The organism is Bradyrhizobium sp. INPA03-11B, from assembly GCF_040446015.1.
GTDB lineage: Bacteria > Pseudomonadota > Alphaproteobacteria > Rhizobiales > Xanthobacteraceae > Bradyrhizobium > Bradyrhizobium macuxiense_A.
In genome coordinates, this window is sequence record NZ_JASGSR010000035.1 from 18,906 (window position 1) to 32,291 (window position 13,386).

13 protein-coding genes are annotated in these 13,386 nt (G+C 65.5%); 5 read left to right on the top strand and 8 right to left on the bottom strand.

Annotation, left to right across the window (positions count from 1 at the left end):
- The first annotated feature begins 65 nt into the window (after positions 1 to 65).
- The gene (locus QMZ05_RS16950) at positions 66 to 551 is read left to right on the top strand and encodes an adenosine-specific kinase (RefSeq protein WP_050425472.1); all 486 of its coding nucleotides are present in this window, start codon (positions 66 to 68) and stop codon (positions 549 to 551) included.
- Positions 552 to 659: 108 nt separating this feature from the next.
- Here QMZ05_RS16950 and QMZ05_RS16955 read toward each other — a convergent pair whose 3' ends face one another.
- The gene (locus QMZ05_RS16955) at positions 660 to 1,178 is read right to left on the bottom strand and encodes a MarR family transcriptional regulator (RefSeq protein WP_050425473.1); all 519 of its coding nucleotides are present in this window, start codon (positions 1,176 to 1,178) and stop codon (positions 660 to 662) included.
- Between the two features lie 179 nt (positions 1,179 to 1,357).
- Here QMZ05_RS16955 and QMZ05_RS16960 point away from each other — a divergent pair, with 179 nt between their 5' ends.
- The 4 genes from QMZ05_RS16960 to QMZ05_RS16975 all read left to right on the top strand — a co-directional run bounded on the left by QMZ05_RS16960 (position 1,358) and on the right by QMZ05_RS16975 (position 5,563).
- Positions 1,358 to 2,398, top strand: a complete 1,041-nt coding sequence (locus tag QMZ05_RS16960; protein WP_353701781.1) for a branched-chain amino acid ABC transporter permease — start codon at positions 1,358 to 1,360, stop codon at positions 2,396 to 2,398.
- Positions 2,399 to 2,403: 5 nt separating this feature from the next.
- Positions 2,404 to 4,173 (top strand): branched-chain amino acid ABC transporter ATP-binding protein/permease, encoded by a 1,770-nt coding sequence (locus tag QMZ05_RS16965; protein WP_353701782.1) that lies wholly within the window; start codon positions 2,404 to 2,406, stop codon positions 4,171 to 4,173.
- Positions 4,170 to 4,901: an ABC transporter ATP-binding protein gene (locus QMZ05_RS16970; protein ID WP_353701783.1), complete on the top strand. Its 732-nt coding sequence runs from the start codon at positions 4,170 to 4,172 to the stop codon at positions 4,899 to 4,901. Before QMZ05_RS16965 ends, QMZ05_RS16970 begins: the two co-directional genes overlap by 4 nt.
- A gap of 221 nt (positions 4,902 to 5,122) precedes the next feature.
- Positions 5,123 to 5,563, top strand: coding sequence for an endonuclease domain-containing protein (locus tag QMZ05_RS16975; RefSeq protein ID WP_353701784.1), 441 nt, complete (start codon positions 5,123 to 5,125; stop codon positions 5,561 to 5,563).
- Between the two features lie 127 nt (positions 5,564 to 5,690).
- Here the strand turns inward: QMZ05_RS16975 and QMZ05_RS16980 are convergent, their stop codons facing one another.
- From QMZ05_RS16980 to QMZ05_RS17010, 7 genes are all read right to left on the bottom strand, one after another.
- Entirely contained in the window at positions 5,691 to 6,842 is a 1,152-nt protein-coding gene (locus QMZ05_RS16980) for an ABC transporter substrate-binding protein (protein ID WP_353701785.1), read from the bottom strand.
- A 193-nt stretch (positions 6,843 to 7,035) separates the two neighbouring features.
- A complete protein-coding gene (locus tag QMZ05_RS16985) occupies positions 7,036 to 7,455 on the bottom strand; it encodes a thioesterase family protein (RefSeq protein WP_353701786.1) in 420 nt (139 codons plus the stop codon).
- 189 nt (positions 7,456 to 7,644) lie between these two features.
- Entirely contained in the window at positions 7,645 to 8,406 is a 762-nt protein-coding gene (locus tag QMZ05_RS16990; RefSeq protein ID WP_353701787.1) for an SDR family NAD(P)-dependent oxidoreductase, read from the bottom strand.
- Between the two features lie 20 nt (positions 8,407 to 8,426).
- Complete coding sequence (locus QMZ05_RS16995; RefSeq protein ID WP_353701788.1) at positions 8,427 to 10,298, bottom strand: feruloyl-CoA synthase; 1,872 nt, start codon at positions 10,296 to 10,298, stop codon at positions 8,427 to 8,429.
- Positions 10,295 to 11,089 (bottom strand): crotonase/enoyl-CoA hydratase family protein, encoded by a 795-nt coding sequence (locus tag QMZ05_RS17000; RefSeq protein WP_353701789.1) that lies wholly within the window; start codon positions 11,087 to 11,089, stop codon positions 10,295 to 10,297. The genes QMZ05_RS16995 and QMZ05_RS17000 overlap by 4 nt, the downstream gene beginning before the upstream one ends.
- Before the next feature lie 509 nt (positions 11,090 to 11,598).
- A complete protein-coding gene (locus QMZ05_RS17005) occupies positions 11,599 to 12,060 on the bottom strand; it encodes a DUF3237 domain-containing protein (RefSeq protein ID WP_353701790.1) in 462 nt (153 codons plus the stop codon).
- A 4-nt stretch (positions 12,061 to 12,064) separates the two neighbouring features.
- Positions 12,065 to 13,369 (bottom strand): TRAP transporter permease, encoded by a 1,305-nt coding sequence (locus QMZ05_RS17010; RefSeq protein WP_353701829.1) that lies wholly within the window; start codon positions 13,367 to 13,369, stop codon positions 12,065 to 12,067.
- Positions 13,370 to 13,386: the final 17 nt, after the last annotated feature.

Genomic DNA, 13,386 nt, shown 5'->3' on the forward strand with positions numbered 1-13,386 from the left:
CGGCTTGCAATCACCTTCCGACGGCCTACCATGGATCACGTAGCTCACTGTGCAGGAGCGAAGCCATGGAACTCACCGTGGTGCCGATCGCGAAGCCGGACGAGACCAACTTCATCTTCGGCCAGTCGCATTTCATCAAGACCGTGGAAGACCTCCACGAGGCGGTGGTGGGCGCGGTTCCGCGCATCCGCTTCGGGCTGGCCTTCTGCGAGGCCTCCGGTAAGCGGCTGGTACGCTGCTCGGGCAACGACGAAGCCTCACTCGCCCTCGCACGCGATAACGCATTGGCCGTCGGCGCCGGCCACACCTTCCTGATCTTCCTGGGTGACGGGTTCTTCCCCGTCAACGTGCTCGCTGCGGTCCGCGCAGTGCCGGAGGTCTGCCGCGTCTATTGCGCGACGGCCAATCCCACACAGGTGATCGTCGCGCAAACGGAGCTGGGTCGCGGCGTGCTCGGCGTGATAGATGGCGCCTCGCCGCTGGGTGTCGAAACCGACGCCGACATTGCGTGGCGGAAGGACCTGCTGCGAAAGATCGGCTACAAGCTCTAGCGGCTGCATGGGAGTGACGAAGCGATCCATTTTCCGCCAGGTGGCGAGATGGGTTGCTTCCGCTTCGCGCGAGCCGGCGGCTCGCAACGACGCCTGAGGGGTCCCCGCTCAAAACTCCTGCGCGAGCTTCGCCAACATCTCCAGCAGCGCGGCGTGGTTGGCCGGGCCGAGCACCTCGATCAGCCGCGCCTCGTGCTTGTTGGCGACCAGCTTCTTGGCGCGCGCCAGCACGGCGCGGCCCCGGTCGGTCAGCACCAGGATGTGGGAGCGGCGGTCGTTGGTCGAGCGCATCCGCGCGCATAGGTCGCGGCTTTCCAGCGCGTCCAGCATGGCGACGAAATTCGGCCTGAGGATGCCGAGCGTATTGGCGATCTCGGTCTGGTTGCGGCCCGGATTCTTGTCGAGCAGCAGCAGCACCGAGAACTGCGCCGGCGTCAGTTGCAGCGGCGCGACGCAGCGCAGGAAGTCCTCGAACACCTTGAGCTGGGCGCGTTTCAGCGAATAGCCGAGCAATCCGGACAGTTCGCCCAGTTGCAGCATGCTGTCGTCCCCGGCAGGATCGACCGGTTCCCTGCGCAGGGCGCGCGACGATCTGGCGGCATCGGAGGCGGTCTTTGAAACAGTCATCGCTCCAGGCTCGCAATCCCGGTACAAAAACCCCGCGGGACGCTCGGGGACCTTGAGATTATATTTAATAATTGTTATCGGGTATATCAAATATCGGCTGCTTTCAACAACCGATATCGGCCGACCCGGCCGGCACAGCCGGCTGCGGCGGTCCGACGCTTAAGGGGGAGCGCTCGGCCTTGAACACGACGATCATGCTGTTCCTGCTGCAGGACGGCATCACCAATGGCGCGATCTACGCACTGCTGGGGCTGGCCCTGGTGCTGGTGTTCGCGGTGACGCGGGTGATCCTGATCCCGCAGGGCGAATTCGTCACCTATGGCGCGCTGAGCTACGCCATGCTGGCGACCGGCCAGGTGCCCGGCACGGCGCGGCTTGCGGTCGCGATGGGCCTCGTCGCCTTCGCGCTCGACCTGTTCTTTGCCCGCAAGGCGCTGCATGCGCGGCTGGTGATCCGCTCGGTCGCGCTCAACATCGTCTTCCCTGTGGCGCTGCTCGGCCTCGTCTATGCGCTGGTCGGTCCCCATACGCCGATCGCCGTCAACATCGCGCTGGCGCTCTTGATCGTGGCGGCGATCGGGCTGTTCCTCTATCGCATCGCGTTCCAGCCGATCGCGCACACCTCGGTGCTGGTGCTGCTGATCGCCTCGGTCGGCTGCCATCTGGCGCTGCAGGGCCTCGGCCTCGTGTTCTTCGGCGCCGAAGGCCTGCGCGGCCCGGCGCTGTCGAATGCCGGAGTGACCGCGGGTCCGCTGCGCTTCACCGGCCAGAGCCTTGCCGTCTACGGCCTGACGGTCGGCTTCATCGTCGCGCTGTGGCTGTTCTTCGGTTACACCAAGACCGGCAAGGCGCTGCGCGCCACCGCGGTCAATCGGCTCGGCGCCCGCCTGGTCGGCATCCGCACCACGCTGTCGGGCCAGATCGCGTTCCTGCTCGCTTCCGTCATCGGCGCTATCTCCGGCATCCTGATCGTGCCGATCACCACGCTCTATTACGACACCGGCTTCCTGATCGGCCTGAAGGGTTTCATCGCCGCCATCATCGGCGGGCTTGTCAGCTATCCGCTGACCGCGGTCGCGGCGATCGTGGTCGGCATCGTCGAGGCCTTCTCCTCGTTCTACGCCAGCAATTTCAAGGAAGTCATCGTGTTCACGCTGATCCTCCCGGTCCTGGTGCTGCGCTCGCTCGCAGCGCCCCAGGTCGAAGAAGAGAAGGATTGAGCGCGATGACGCAGCGGCTTCCTCTCATCATCTTCGCGCTCGTGATGGCGGTGATCCCGCTTGTCCCGGGCATCCCGCCGTTCTGGATCGTGCTGCTCGACAATATCGGCCTCGCCGCGCTGGTCGCGATGGGCCTCGTGCTGCTCACCGGCGTCGGCGGCCTCACCTCATTCGGACAGGCCGCATTCTGCGGCTTCGGCGCCTACACCACCGCGGTGCTGACCACCGCCTATGGCGTCTCGCCGTGGCTGACGCTGCCGGCCTCGCTGCTGGTCAGCGGCATTGCGGCGGTGCTGCTCGGCCTCGTCACGGTGCGGCTGTCGGGCCACTATCTGCCGCTCGGCACCATCGCCTGGGGCATCGGCCTGTTCTATCTGTTCAGCAAGCTGGAATTCCTCGGCCGCAACGACGGCATTTCAGGCATTCCGCCGCTGTCGATCGGTTCGTTCAAGATGCTGAGCCCGGATGCGATCTACTACGCGATCTGGGTCGCGGTGCTGCTCTCGGCGCTGCTGACCATGAACCTGCTGGATTCCCGCACCGGGCGTGCCATCCGCGCCTTGCGGCGCGGCCATGTCGCGGCCGAGGCGTTCGGCGTGCAGACGCCACGCGCCAAGCTGCTGGTGTTCATCTATGCCGCCGTGCTGGCCGGCCTGTCCGGCTGGCTCTACGCGCATTTCCAGCGCGCCGCCAACCCGACGCCGTTCGGTGCCCAGGCCGGCATCGAGTATCTGTTCATCGCCGTGGTCGGCGGCGCCGGATATGTCTGGGGCGGCGTGCTCGGCGCCGCCGTCGTCGTGATCCTGAAAGAGGTGCTGCAGAGCTACCTGCCCTACATCTTCGGCGGCCAGAGCCAGCTCGAGACCATCGTGTTCGGCATCATGCTGGTGCTGCTGCTGCAGCTCGCACCACAGGGCGTCTGGCCCTGGCTGATGTCAAAACTGCCGTTCAAGCCGACCCGCAAGACACCGGACACGTCGGTGAAGCTGGAACACCGTGAACGCGCCCCGGGAACGTCACCGGTGCTGCTGCATATCGAGAAAGCACGAAAACAGTTCGGCGGCGTGCTCGCGGTGAACGATGTCTCGTTCGACGTCAACGCGCGGGAGATCGTCGCGCTGATCGGCCCCAACGGCGCCGGCAAGAGCACGACCTTCAACCTGATCACCGGCGTGCTGGCTGCGACCGGCGGCAAGATCTTCGTGCAGGGCAAGGAGGTCGAGAACGCGCCGCCGCAAGAGGTGGTCAAGCTCGGCGTCAGCAGGACGTTCCAGCACGTCAAACTGGTGCCCGACATGACCGTGCTGGAGAACGTCGCGATCGGCGCGCATCTGCGCGGCAATTCCGGCGCGATCTCCAGCATGCTGCGGCTCGACCGTGCCGACGAGGCGAAACTGCTGGCGGAAGCCGCGCGCCAGATCGAACGCGTCGGCCTGTCCGACCAGATCGACCAGCTCGCGGGCTCGCTGTCGCTCGGACAGCAGCGCATCGTCGAGATCGCCCGCGCACTGTGCGTCGATCCGATGCTGCTGCTGCTCGACGAGCCGGCCGCTGGCTTGCGCCACATGGAGAAGCAGCGCCTCGCCGCGCTGCTCCGGCAATTGCGCGACGGCGGCATGTCGGTGCTGCTGGTCGAGCACGACATGGGGTTCGTGATGGATCTTGCCGACCGCATCGTGGTGCTGGATTTCGGCACCAAGATCGCTGAAGGCACGCCGGCCGCGATCAAGCGCAACCCCGACGTGATCAAGGCCTATCTCGGAGCCGCCGCATGAGCGCGCTGCTATCGGTGACCGACGTCCACATCGCCTACGGCAAGGTCGAGGCCGTGCGCGGCGTCTCGCTCGACGTCGCAGACAACGAGATCGTCACCATCATCGGCGCCAATGGTGCCGGCAAGACCACGCTTCTGAATGCCATCATGGGCGTGCTGCCGCTGAGGGGCCGCACCACCTTTGCCGGCGTCGACATGGCGCCGCTGGATATCGAGGATCGCGTCGCCACCGGCCTCAGCCTGGTGCCTGAGCATCGCGAATTGTTCGGCACCATGAATGTCGAGGACAATCTCGAGCTCGGCGCCTTCCGGATCACGAAGGCGGTCGCGGCCACCTCGCTGGAGCGGGTCTACACGCTGTTTCCGCGGCTCAAGGAGCGCCGCAAGCAGCTCGCCGGCACGCTGTCCGGCGGCGAGCAGCAGATGCTGGCGATGGGCCGCGCGCTGATGGGCGCACCGAAACTCCTGATGCTGGACGAACCGAGCCTCGGCCTCGCCCCGATCATCGTCGCCGACATCTTCCGCATCGTCGGCGAGCTCCGCTCGGCCGGCGTCTCGGTGCTGCTGGTCGAGCAGAACGCCCAGGCGGCGCTGCAGATCGCCGACCGCGCCTATGTGATGGAGCTCGGCGAGTTCGTGCTGTCGGGCCCGGCCAAGGACATCGCCGCCAACAAGGGCGTCGCCGCGAGCTATCTCGGCTTCCAGCACGAAGGCGAGAGCGCGATTTAAGGCGCTGACGTGCGACGACTGCGGCGGTTCAAGCACCACCAGCGCGGAGAGACCGTCACCCCACCTCGCCGCGCATTGCATGCGCGTCGATCCTCCCCCTCCAGGGGAGGATGAAGGAAGGCGCGTCCTCAGATAAGCATATCTGGCCACGCTTGCATTCGCGCAAGGATTGCGCTCCACTTCACCCTCCCCTGGAGGGGGAGGGTCGAGCGCGCGCGGCGATGCGCAGCATCGTCGGGTGCGATCGGGGTGGGGTGAAGCCGCGCAAGTGGTCTCAGCATCGATCCGAAGAGCGACCGCGAAGAAGCTGCGCGAACACGACTCCGCATGAACGAATCCTGTGGCGAGCGTTGAGGGAGCTGCCGACTGATGGCTCCCACTTCCGACGCCAGGCGCCGATCGGTCCTTACGTTGTCGACTTTATCTGTCCGGCCAAGCGGTTGGTCATCGAGTTGGACGGAGGGCACCACAACGAAGATGAAACGGCAGAGCGTGATCGCGAGCGGCAGCAGTGGCTGGAGAACGAGGGATATCGCGTCATCCGGTTCTGGAACTCGGAGATCACGGCTGACCTCAGCGCCGTGCTGGAACGGATCTATGTCGAGCTCTACGGTGCTCGCGGAGCGGAGGCCGTGCGACTGACGCACCTCCGGCGACGATAGACCTTCACCCCACCCCGCTCCGCATCGCTGGCGCGATGCGAAGCGACCCTCCCCCTCCAGGGGAGGGTAAGAAAAAAGCCGGCCCCTCATCGGGACCGGCTGCCTTGTTTCACAGGTAGCGACGCGCTTACATCGCCGGGACGTATTTGCCGTCCTTTACCGTCAGCAGGATGCGCGAGCGGTCGTCGAGGCCGTAGCGGTCCTTTTCGGTCCAGTTGTAGACGCCCTGGCTCGCGACGATCTCCTTCTCGGAGATGAACGCCTGGCGGATCGCCTCGCGGAATTCCGGCGTGCCGGGCTTGGCGGTCTTCAGCGCGGTCGGGATGATGCGCTTCAGCACCTCGAAGGCGTCGAAGGAATGGCCGGCGAACTGGCTGCGGCTGTTGGCGCCGTACTTGGCTTCATAGGCCGCGTTCAGCGTGAGGCCCGGCTTCTTGGTCAGCGCGCCGTCGGCTTGGGTTTCCGGCGACATGATCGGACCAGCCGACATGATGACGCCTTCCGCCGACGCGCCCGCGATGCGGATGAAGTCCATCGTGGCAGCACCGTGGGTCTGGTAGATCAGGCCCTTGTAGCCACGCTCGCGCAGCGCGGTCTGCGGCAGCGCCGCGGCGGTGCCGGAGGCACCGACCAGGATGGCGTCGGGATTGGCGGCGACGAGCTTCAGCACCTGGCCCGCGACCGAGGTGTCCGGACGCGCGAAGCGCTCCTCGTCGGTCATGGTGAGGCCCATCGGCACGGCCTGCGCCTTGAAGTCATTGACCCAGAGATCGCCATAGGAATCCGAATAGCCGATATAGCCGACGGTCTTGATGTTGTGCGCCTTCATGTGCTCGTAGAGCACCTTGCCCATGATCGGGATCGACTGCGGCAGGTCGACCGACCATTTCGCGCGGGCCTCGTTGATCGGAAATGGCGCGAGGCCGAGATGCGGGATGCCGGCCTCGTTGGCGACCGTCGACACCGCGATCGTGGTCGGCGTGATGCAGGAGCCCATGATGATGTCGGCCTTGGACTCAGTGACGAAGCGCCGCGTATTGGTGGTCGCAGCCGTCGGATCGCCGGCGTCGTCGAGCACGATCAGCTTCAGCGGCACGCCGCCGATCTCCTTCGGCACGAAATCGAGCGCGTTGCGCTCGGGGATGCCGAGCGCCGCGGCGGGCCCGGTGGTCGAGATCGAGATGCCGATGGTGATCTCATTGGTCTGCGCCAGTGCGGGCGCACCCGGCAGCGCGAAAGCAGCTGCGAGCGCCGCTGCGGCGAGAGTGGCCTTCCTCATTCATTCCTCCCTGCGGATATGTTTTTTGGGTTTAAACCAGTCTTGCGGGCCAATTCAGCCCCTTCTTTAGAGCATGATCCGGAAAAGTGGAAACCGGTTTTCCCTCGCGACAAACGCGGAACGCGTTTGCGCGGGGCACATGCTCCAAAAGTCGAGCCATTGAGGAGCCGCGAGTCAGCCCTTCACGCGCACCTCAGCCGTTCAAGAAGCGGTCGATGATCTCCTGCGGAAATGGCGCCGATTTCAGCCTGGCGGGATCGTCCGGGTGACGGCCGACCAGCACCCGCGTCTCGAACGCCTCGATCGCCAGTGCCTCGCCCTTGAACACGCGGTGCATCACCTCGAAGCTCGAGCGCTTGATGCTCTCGATCCGGCTCTCGATGGTAATCCAGTCGCCATGGGTCGACGGGATGTGGAATTTCGCCCGCGTGTCGACCATGGGAATGCCGACCAGGCCGTATTTGTGGACGAGGTCTTGCTTCGAGCAGCCGGCCGCCTCGAACATGATCGAGGTCGAATCGTCGAACATCGCGAAGTAGCGCGGGTAATAGACGATGTTGGCGGGGTCGCAATCGCCCCACTGGATCTGCACGTCGCGCCGATTGACGAACATGGTTTACCGGACTCCGATTGCACCGCAACGGAAGTGGGCTCCCTCTCCCATGGGGAGAGGGCTGGGGTGAGGGGGTACGGTCTTCGTTGTTGATCCTAACCCCTCACCCGGATCGCTGCGCGATCCGACCTCTCCCAATGGGAGGGGTGGAAGCGCTTTCGTCGAATATTCTCGGGTCACAATCATGCGTCAGCGCGGCGCCATCCGGAGCGCGGCATCGAGCCGCACCACTTCCCCGTTCAGATAGGGATTGTCGATCATGTGCAGCGCCAGCGAGGCGAACTCGTCGGCCTGGCCCAGCCGGCGCGGGAACGGGATCGCGGCGGCGAGCGAATCCTGCGCTTCCTGCGGCAGCCCCGCAAGCAAGGGCGTCATGAAGAGGCCGGGCGCGATCGTCAGCACGCGGATGCCGAATTGCGCGAGCTCGCGCGCGATCGGCAGGGTCATCGCGACGATGCCGCCCTTGGAGGCCGAATACGCTGCCTGCCCGATCTGGCCGTCATAGGCCGCGACCGAGGCGGTCGAGATCACGACGCCGCGCTCGCCGGTCGCAAGCGGCTCGAGCTTCGACATGTCAGATGTCGCAAGCCGCAGCATGTTGAACGAGCCGAGCAGATTGACCTTGATCACCTTGTCGAAGTCGGCGAGCGCCATCGGCCCGTCGCGGCCGATCACGCGTTTTGCCACCCCGATGCCGGCGCAGTTGACCAACACGCGCGCCGGGCCGTGCGCCTTGGCGGCGGTAGCGACCGCGGCTTCGGCTGCCGCTGCATCAGCGACGTCGCAAACCACAGCGATGCCACCGATCTCTGCCGCGACGCTCTCGGCGAGCTTGGCGTTGAGGTCGCAGACCGCGACCTTGGCGCCTTGCGCGGCAAGCCGGCGCGCGGTCGCAGCGCCCAATCCCGATGCGCCGCCGGTGACGATGGCGGCCTGGTCCTTCAACTGCATGGCATTCTCCTCTTCAATACTCAGACGAGTGTGATGACCGATGCCGGGGGCACCGGCGCATAGAGCGCTTCGATGATGTCGGTGCGATGCTCCAGCACCGCACGCTGGTTGATCGAGCCCTTGTCGGTGACCTCGCCGCGATCGATCGACAACGGCGTGTCGAGCAGGATCGCCCGCGCGATCCGGTTCGACGAGCCGGTGGCGCTGGCGAAGACGCGCGCGAAACGTTCGCGGAAGGCGGCACGCACCAGCGGATCGTTGGCCGCGGCTGCGATGTCGCCGGCGGCAAGCCCCGGATTGATCAGGCGGCAGCCATCGAGATCGAGGATCACGATCGCCGCCAACTCGTCGCGATTGAGGCCCGCGATCACGACGTCGCGCACCAGCGGCGCGCAGGTGCCGACGAAGCGCGCCCGCAACGGCCCGACGCTGACCCAGGTGCCGCTCGCGAGCTTGAAATCCTCGGCGATGCGGCCGTCGAAATCGAATCCGGCGTCGAGATCGCCGGGATTCGCCGGCTTCAGCGCGTCACCGAACTTGTAGAAGCCTTCCTCGTCGAACGCCTTCGCTGTCAGCTCGGGCTGCCGCCAGTAACCGGGAGTCACATTCGGGCCCTTGGCACGCACCTCGAGCTTGCCGTTGTTCGGCACCAGCTTCGCATCATTGCCCGACACCGGAAGCCCGACGTGGCCGGAGCGGCTGGTATCGGGCCGCACCGACATGAAGAACGGCGAGGTCTCGGTGGCGCCGAGGCCGGTCAGCATCGGCACACGGTAGCCCTTCTCCTGCACGGCAAGCGCATCAAGGCTGTTCCAGATGAACGGCGACAGCGCGGCGCCGGAGAAGAACATCGCGTGCAGCCGGTGGAAGAATTTCGCCCTCAAGGCCGCATCATCACGCAGATAGGGCAGCAGCGATTCATAGCCCTTGGGCACGTTGAAATAGACCGTCGGCGAGATCTCGCGCAGGTTTCGCACGGTCTCCTCGATGCCGCCGGGCATTGGCTTGCCCTCGTCGAGATACATCGAGCCGCCGTTGAACAGCGTCAGCCCGACATTGTGGTTGCCGCCAAAGGTGTGATTCCACGGCAGCCAGTCGACGATCACAGGCGGCTCGTCCTTCAGGAACGCCAGCGTCTCGCGCAGCATCACCTGGTTGGCGCAGATCATGCGCTGGGTGTTGATGACGGCCTTGGGATTGCCGGTCGAACCCGAGGTCAGCAGGAATTTCGCGATCGTGTCCGGGCCGACTGCCGCATGGATCGCGTCGAGGCCGCCGTCCTCTGGCGTCGCCATCAGATCGGCGAGCCGCGTGACATCGCGGCCGGCCACGTCTCCGCGGCTTGCCGCGATCTCGACATCGGACCCGACATTGGCGCGCAGCGCATCGGAAAATTTGTCGGCGTCGTCGACGAAGACGAGGCCTGGCGTCAGCAGCTTGATGACGAAGCTGAGCTTGCCGTAGTCGCGCGACACCAGCGAATAGGCCGGCGACACCGGGCAGAATGGAATGCCGGCATAGAGCGCGCCGAGTGCGATCAGCGCGTGATCGATCGAATTGCCCGACAGGATCACGATCGGCCGCTCGGCCGACAATCCGCGCGCGATCAGCGCGGAGGCGATGCGCCGCGTGGTCTCGCGCAGTTGCGCGTAGGTGATCTGCCGCCAGCCGCCGCCGGCGGCACGCTCGGCCATGAACACGCGGTTCGGCTCGGCTTGCGCCCAGTGATGCAGCCGGTCGGTGAGACGAACGGGAAAGTCGGCGAGCTTGAGCTTGGGACGAAGATAGATGGTGCCGTCGTCGCGCCGCTCGACGGTGACGTCGGGATTGCCGAACGAGATCGGGCGCAGCGGATGCACGCTCGCAGTAGACGCAGGCGACGTAGTGCTCATGTCGGCTTCACCTTGGCGGTCTTGCGATCCAGGAAGGCGCGGATCCGCTTCTTGGCTTCCTTGTCGCTCTGCGCCACCGTGGCCATCAGCGATTCCATCAGGAGGCCGGTCTGCGGATTGGCCTCGGCGATCATCGGCAGCGCCTGCAACACGGCGAAGTTGGTCAGCGGTGCGTTGGCGGCGACGCGCTCGGCGAGCTCCAGCGCCTTCGGCAGCGCGCCGTCTTGCTCGGTGAGATATTGCGAGAAGCCGTAGGCTGCGCCTTCGGTCGCCGAATAGACCCGGCCGGTCAGCATCATGTCCGCCATCCGCGGCACCCCGATCAGGCGCGGCAGCCGCACCGATCCGCCGCCGCCGACGAAAATGCCGCGCTGGCCCTCGGGCAACGCGAAGTATGCGGAAGGCTCGGCAACCCGGATATGCGCGGCGCAGGCCAGCTCCAGCCCGCCGCCGATCACCGCGCCCTTCAGCGCGGCGATCACGGGCACGCGGCAATACTGGATGCGGTCGAACACGCGGTGCCACATCTGGGAATGCACCAGCCCCTCGGTGGCGTCGCGTTCGGTCAGTTCGGAGAGATCGAGGCCGGACGAGAAATGATCGCCGACGCCGTGGACGACCACCGCGCCGACTTCTTCAGGGATGGCAGCAAAGCAATCCCGCAGCGCCAGGATGATGCCGTCGTTCAGCGCATTGCGCTTGGCGGGCCGGTTGAGCCCGACCGTCAGCACCGCCCCCCGCGTCTCGATCCTGAGCAGCGAAGCGTCACCCGCGTCGGCAGCGTTTCCCATGGCGTTATTGTTTCCTGGTTAGAATAGTTATGTTTTATAACTATCATCGCAGGAGTCAATACGGGTGCGGCGACGCGGGATGCCACGGATCTTTCACCCTCCCCTGGAGGGGGAGGGTCGGTTCGCATGCAGCACAGCGGAATGCGAACCGGGGTGGGGTGATCTCTCAACGCGGGCAGCGCCTGAATGGAGGGACTGTCACCCCACCTCGCCGCGCATTTCATGCGCGGCGATCCTCCCCCTCCACGGGAGGATGGAGATCAGGGCGCTTCCTCACAGCACCCCACGCACATCGCTGGCGACACGGTCAGCAACACCCCGAGATTGTGGCGATGTCTCCACCCTCCCCTGGAGGGGGAGGGTCGGCTCACATGGAGCGTAGCGGAATGTGAGACGGGGTGGGGTGATCTCTCAACGCGGGCAGCGCCTGAATGGAGGGACTGTCACCCCACCTCGCCGCGCATTTCATGCGCGGCGATCCTCCCCCTCCAGGGGAGGATAAGAGGAGGTCACAACACCTGATGCACGTCGATCACGACGCGGTCGGCGTGGCGGGCGGCGGAGCCGATGAAGATGTGCTCCATCAGCCAGCGGTATTTTTCGGCACCGGCTTCGAATTTCGGCACGGTGCGGAAATAGATCAGCTTCGGGTCGACCGGCTCGCCGCGCTTGAGCTTTTGCAACAGCTCGACCGGCCCGAAACGGACGCCCTTGTTCTCGACATAGACCACGGCGCCGTCGTCGGTCTCGAACGCGTATTTTGCCTCAAGCTCGATCAGCTCGTTGGGCCGGATGATCTGGAAGTCCGCGCCGAAGGGAAGCACCTTGCCGTTGATCCCCTCGCCTTTCACCTCGCCGCCGATGATCGGAATGATGCGGCGGACGCCGGTGCCGATGTCGCCGGCGGACGTCACCTCGGCAATCCGGGCGGTGATGGTGAAGACGTATCTGGTCTGAAGCTCGGGGCTCATACGCCTAACCTATCATGCGTTGCGGCAGCCAGGTCGCGAGCAACGGGAACAGGATCAGGATCACCAGCCGGATCAGGTCGGTGATCACGAACGGCAGCACGCCGACGAAGATGGTCGACATGTTGACGTCCTTGATCACGCTCTTGATCACGAACACGTTCATGCCGACCGGCGGATGGATCAGGCCGAGCTCCACCGTCATCACGATGATGATGCCGAACCAGACCGGATCGAAGCCGAGCGAGGTCACCACCGGAAACACGATCGGCACGGTGAGGATCACCATCGCCATCGCATCCATCAGGCAGCCGAGCACCAGATACATCAGCAGGATCAGCGCCAGCACGCCATAGGGTCCAATGCCGAGCCCGGTGAGGAATTCGGTGACGTTCTGCGGCGTCTGGGTGATGGTGAGGAAATAGCCGAAGCACAGCGCGCCGATCAGCACGGTGAACACGGCAGCCGCGGTGCGCGTCGCCTGCAGCAGCGATTGCAGGATGCCGTCCTTGGTGAGCTTGCCGCGGAGGATGCCGATGATGAAGGCGCCGACCGCGCCGACCGCGCCGGCCTCGGTCGGGACGAAGAAGCCACCATAGAGGCCGCCGATCACGAACAGGAACAGCAACAGCGGCGACCAGACGTCGCGCAGGGCCAGGAAGCGCTCATGCCACGACGCCTTCTTGCCCGCCGGCAGGAAGCCCGGCCGGGTCACGCCGATGATGCCGATCGTGACCATGTGCATCAGGATCGCGAGCAGGCCCGGAACCACGCCCGCGATGAACAGCTTGCCGATATCCTGCTGAGTGATGATGCCGTAGACCGCGAGCACCGTGGACGGCGGCAGCATCGCCCCGAGCGTGCCGCCGACCGCGATCACGCCGGTGGCGAACGACTGCGGATAGCCGAAGCGGCGCATCTCGGGATAAGCCACCGCGGAGAAGGTCGCCGCGGTCGCAACCGACGAGCCCGAAATCGCGGCAAAGCCCCCGCAGGCCGCGATGGTCGCGATGCCGAGCCCGCCCTTCCAGTGGCCGACAAAGGTGTTGGCGGCGCGGAACAGCTCACGGCTGATGCCCGAGACGGACACGAAGGCGCCCATCAACAGGAACATCGGGATCACACCAAAGGAATAGTCCGTCACCGTGCGCATCGTGGTCTGGCCGACCAATTTCAGCGCCGGGGCGAAGCCGGTGAGATAGCCGAAGCCGGTGATGCCGACGAGGCCCATCGCCATGCCGACGGGCACGCGCAGCAGCATCAGCACGAACAGGCTGACAAAGCCGATGACGGCGACGGCCTCGGGACTCAAATCGAGACTCATGGCCG

What these genes read in the sequence shown, in the direction of transcription:
- QMZ05_RS16950 (WP_050425472.1), top strand. Translation starts at nt 66, where the DNA reads ATGGAACTCACCGTGGTGCCGATCGCGAAGCCGGACGAGACCAACTTC.
- QMZ05_RS16955 (WP_050425473.1), bottom strand. Translation starts at nt 1,178, where the DNA reads ATGACTGTTTCAAAGACCGCCTCCGATGCCGCCAGATCGTCGCGCGCC.
- QMZ05_RS16965 (WP_353701782.1), top strand. Translation starts at nt 2,404, where the DNA reads ATGACGCAGCGGCTTCCTCTCATCATCTTCGCGCTCGTGATGGCGGTG.
- QMZ05_RS16970 (WP_353701783.1), top strand. Translation starts at nt 4,170, where the DNA reads ATGAGCGCGCTGCTATCGGTGACCGACGTCCACATCGCCTACGGCAAG.
- QMZ05_RS16975 (WP_353701784.1), top strand. Translation starts at nt 5,123, where the DNA reads ATGCGCAGCATCGTCGGGTGCGATCGGGGTGGGGTGAAGCCGCGCAAG.
- QMZ05_RS16980 (WP_353701785.1), bottom strand. Translation starts at nt 6,842, where the DNA reads ATGAGGAAGGCCACTCTCGCCGCAGCGGCGCTCGCAGCTGCTTTCGCG.
- QMZ05_RS16985 (WP_353701786.1), bottom strand. Translation starts at nt 7,455, where the DNA reads ATGTTCGTCAATCGGCGCGACGTGCAGATCCAGTGGGGCGATTGCGAC.
- QMZ05_RS16990 (WP_353701787.1), bottom strand. Translation starts at nt 8,406, where the DNA reads ATGCAGTTGAAGGACCAGGCCGCCATCGTCACCGGCGGCGCATCGGGA.
- QMZ05_RS16995 (WP_353701788.1), bottom strand. Translation starts at nt 10,298, where the DNA reads ATGAGCACTACGTCGCCTGCGTCTACTGCGAGCGTGCATCCGCTGCGC.
- QMZ05_RS17000 (WP_353701789.1), bottom strand. Translation starts at nt 11,089, where the DNA reads ATGGGAAACGCTGCCGACGCGGGTGACGCTTCGCTGCTCAGGATCGAG.
- QMZ05_RS17005 (WP_353701790.1), bottom strand. Translation starts at nt 12,060, where the DNA reads ATGAGCCCCGAGCTTCAGACCAGATACGTCTTCACCATCACCGCCCGG.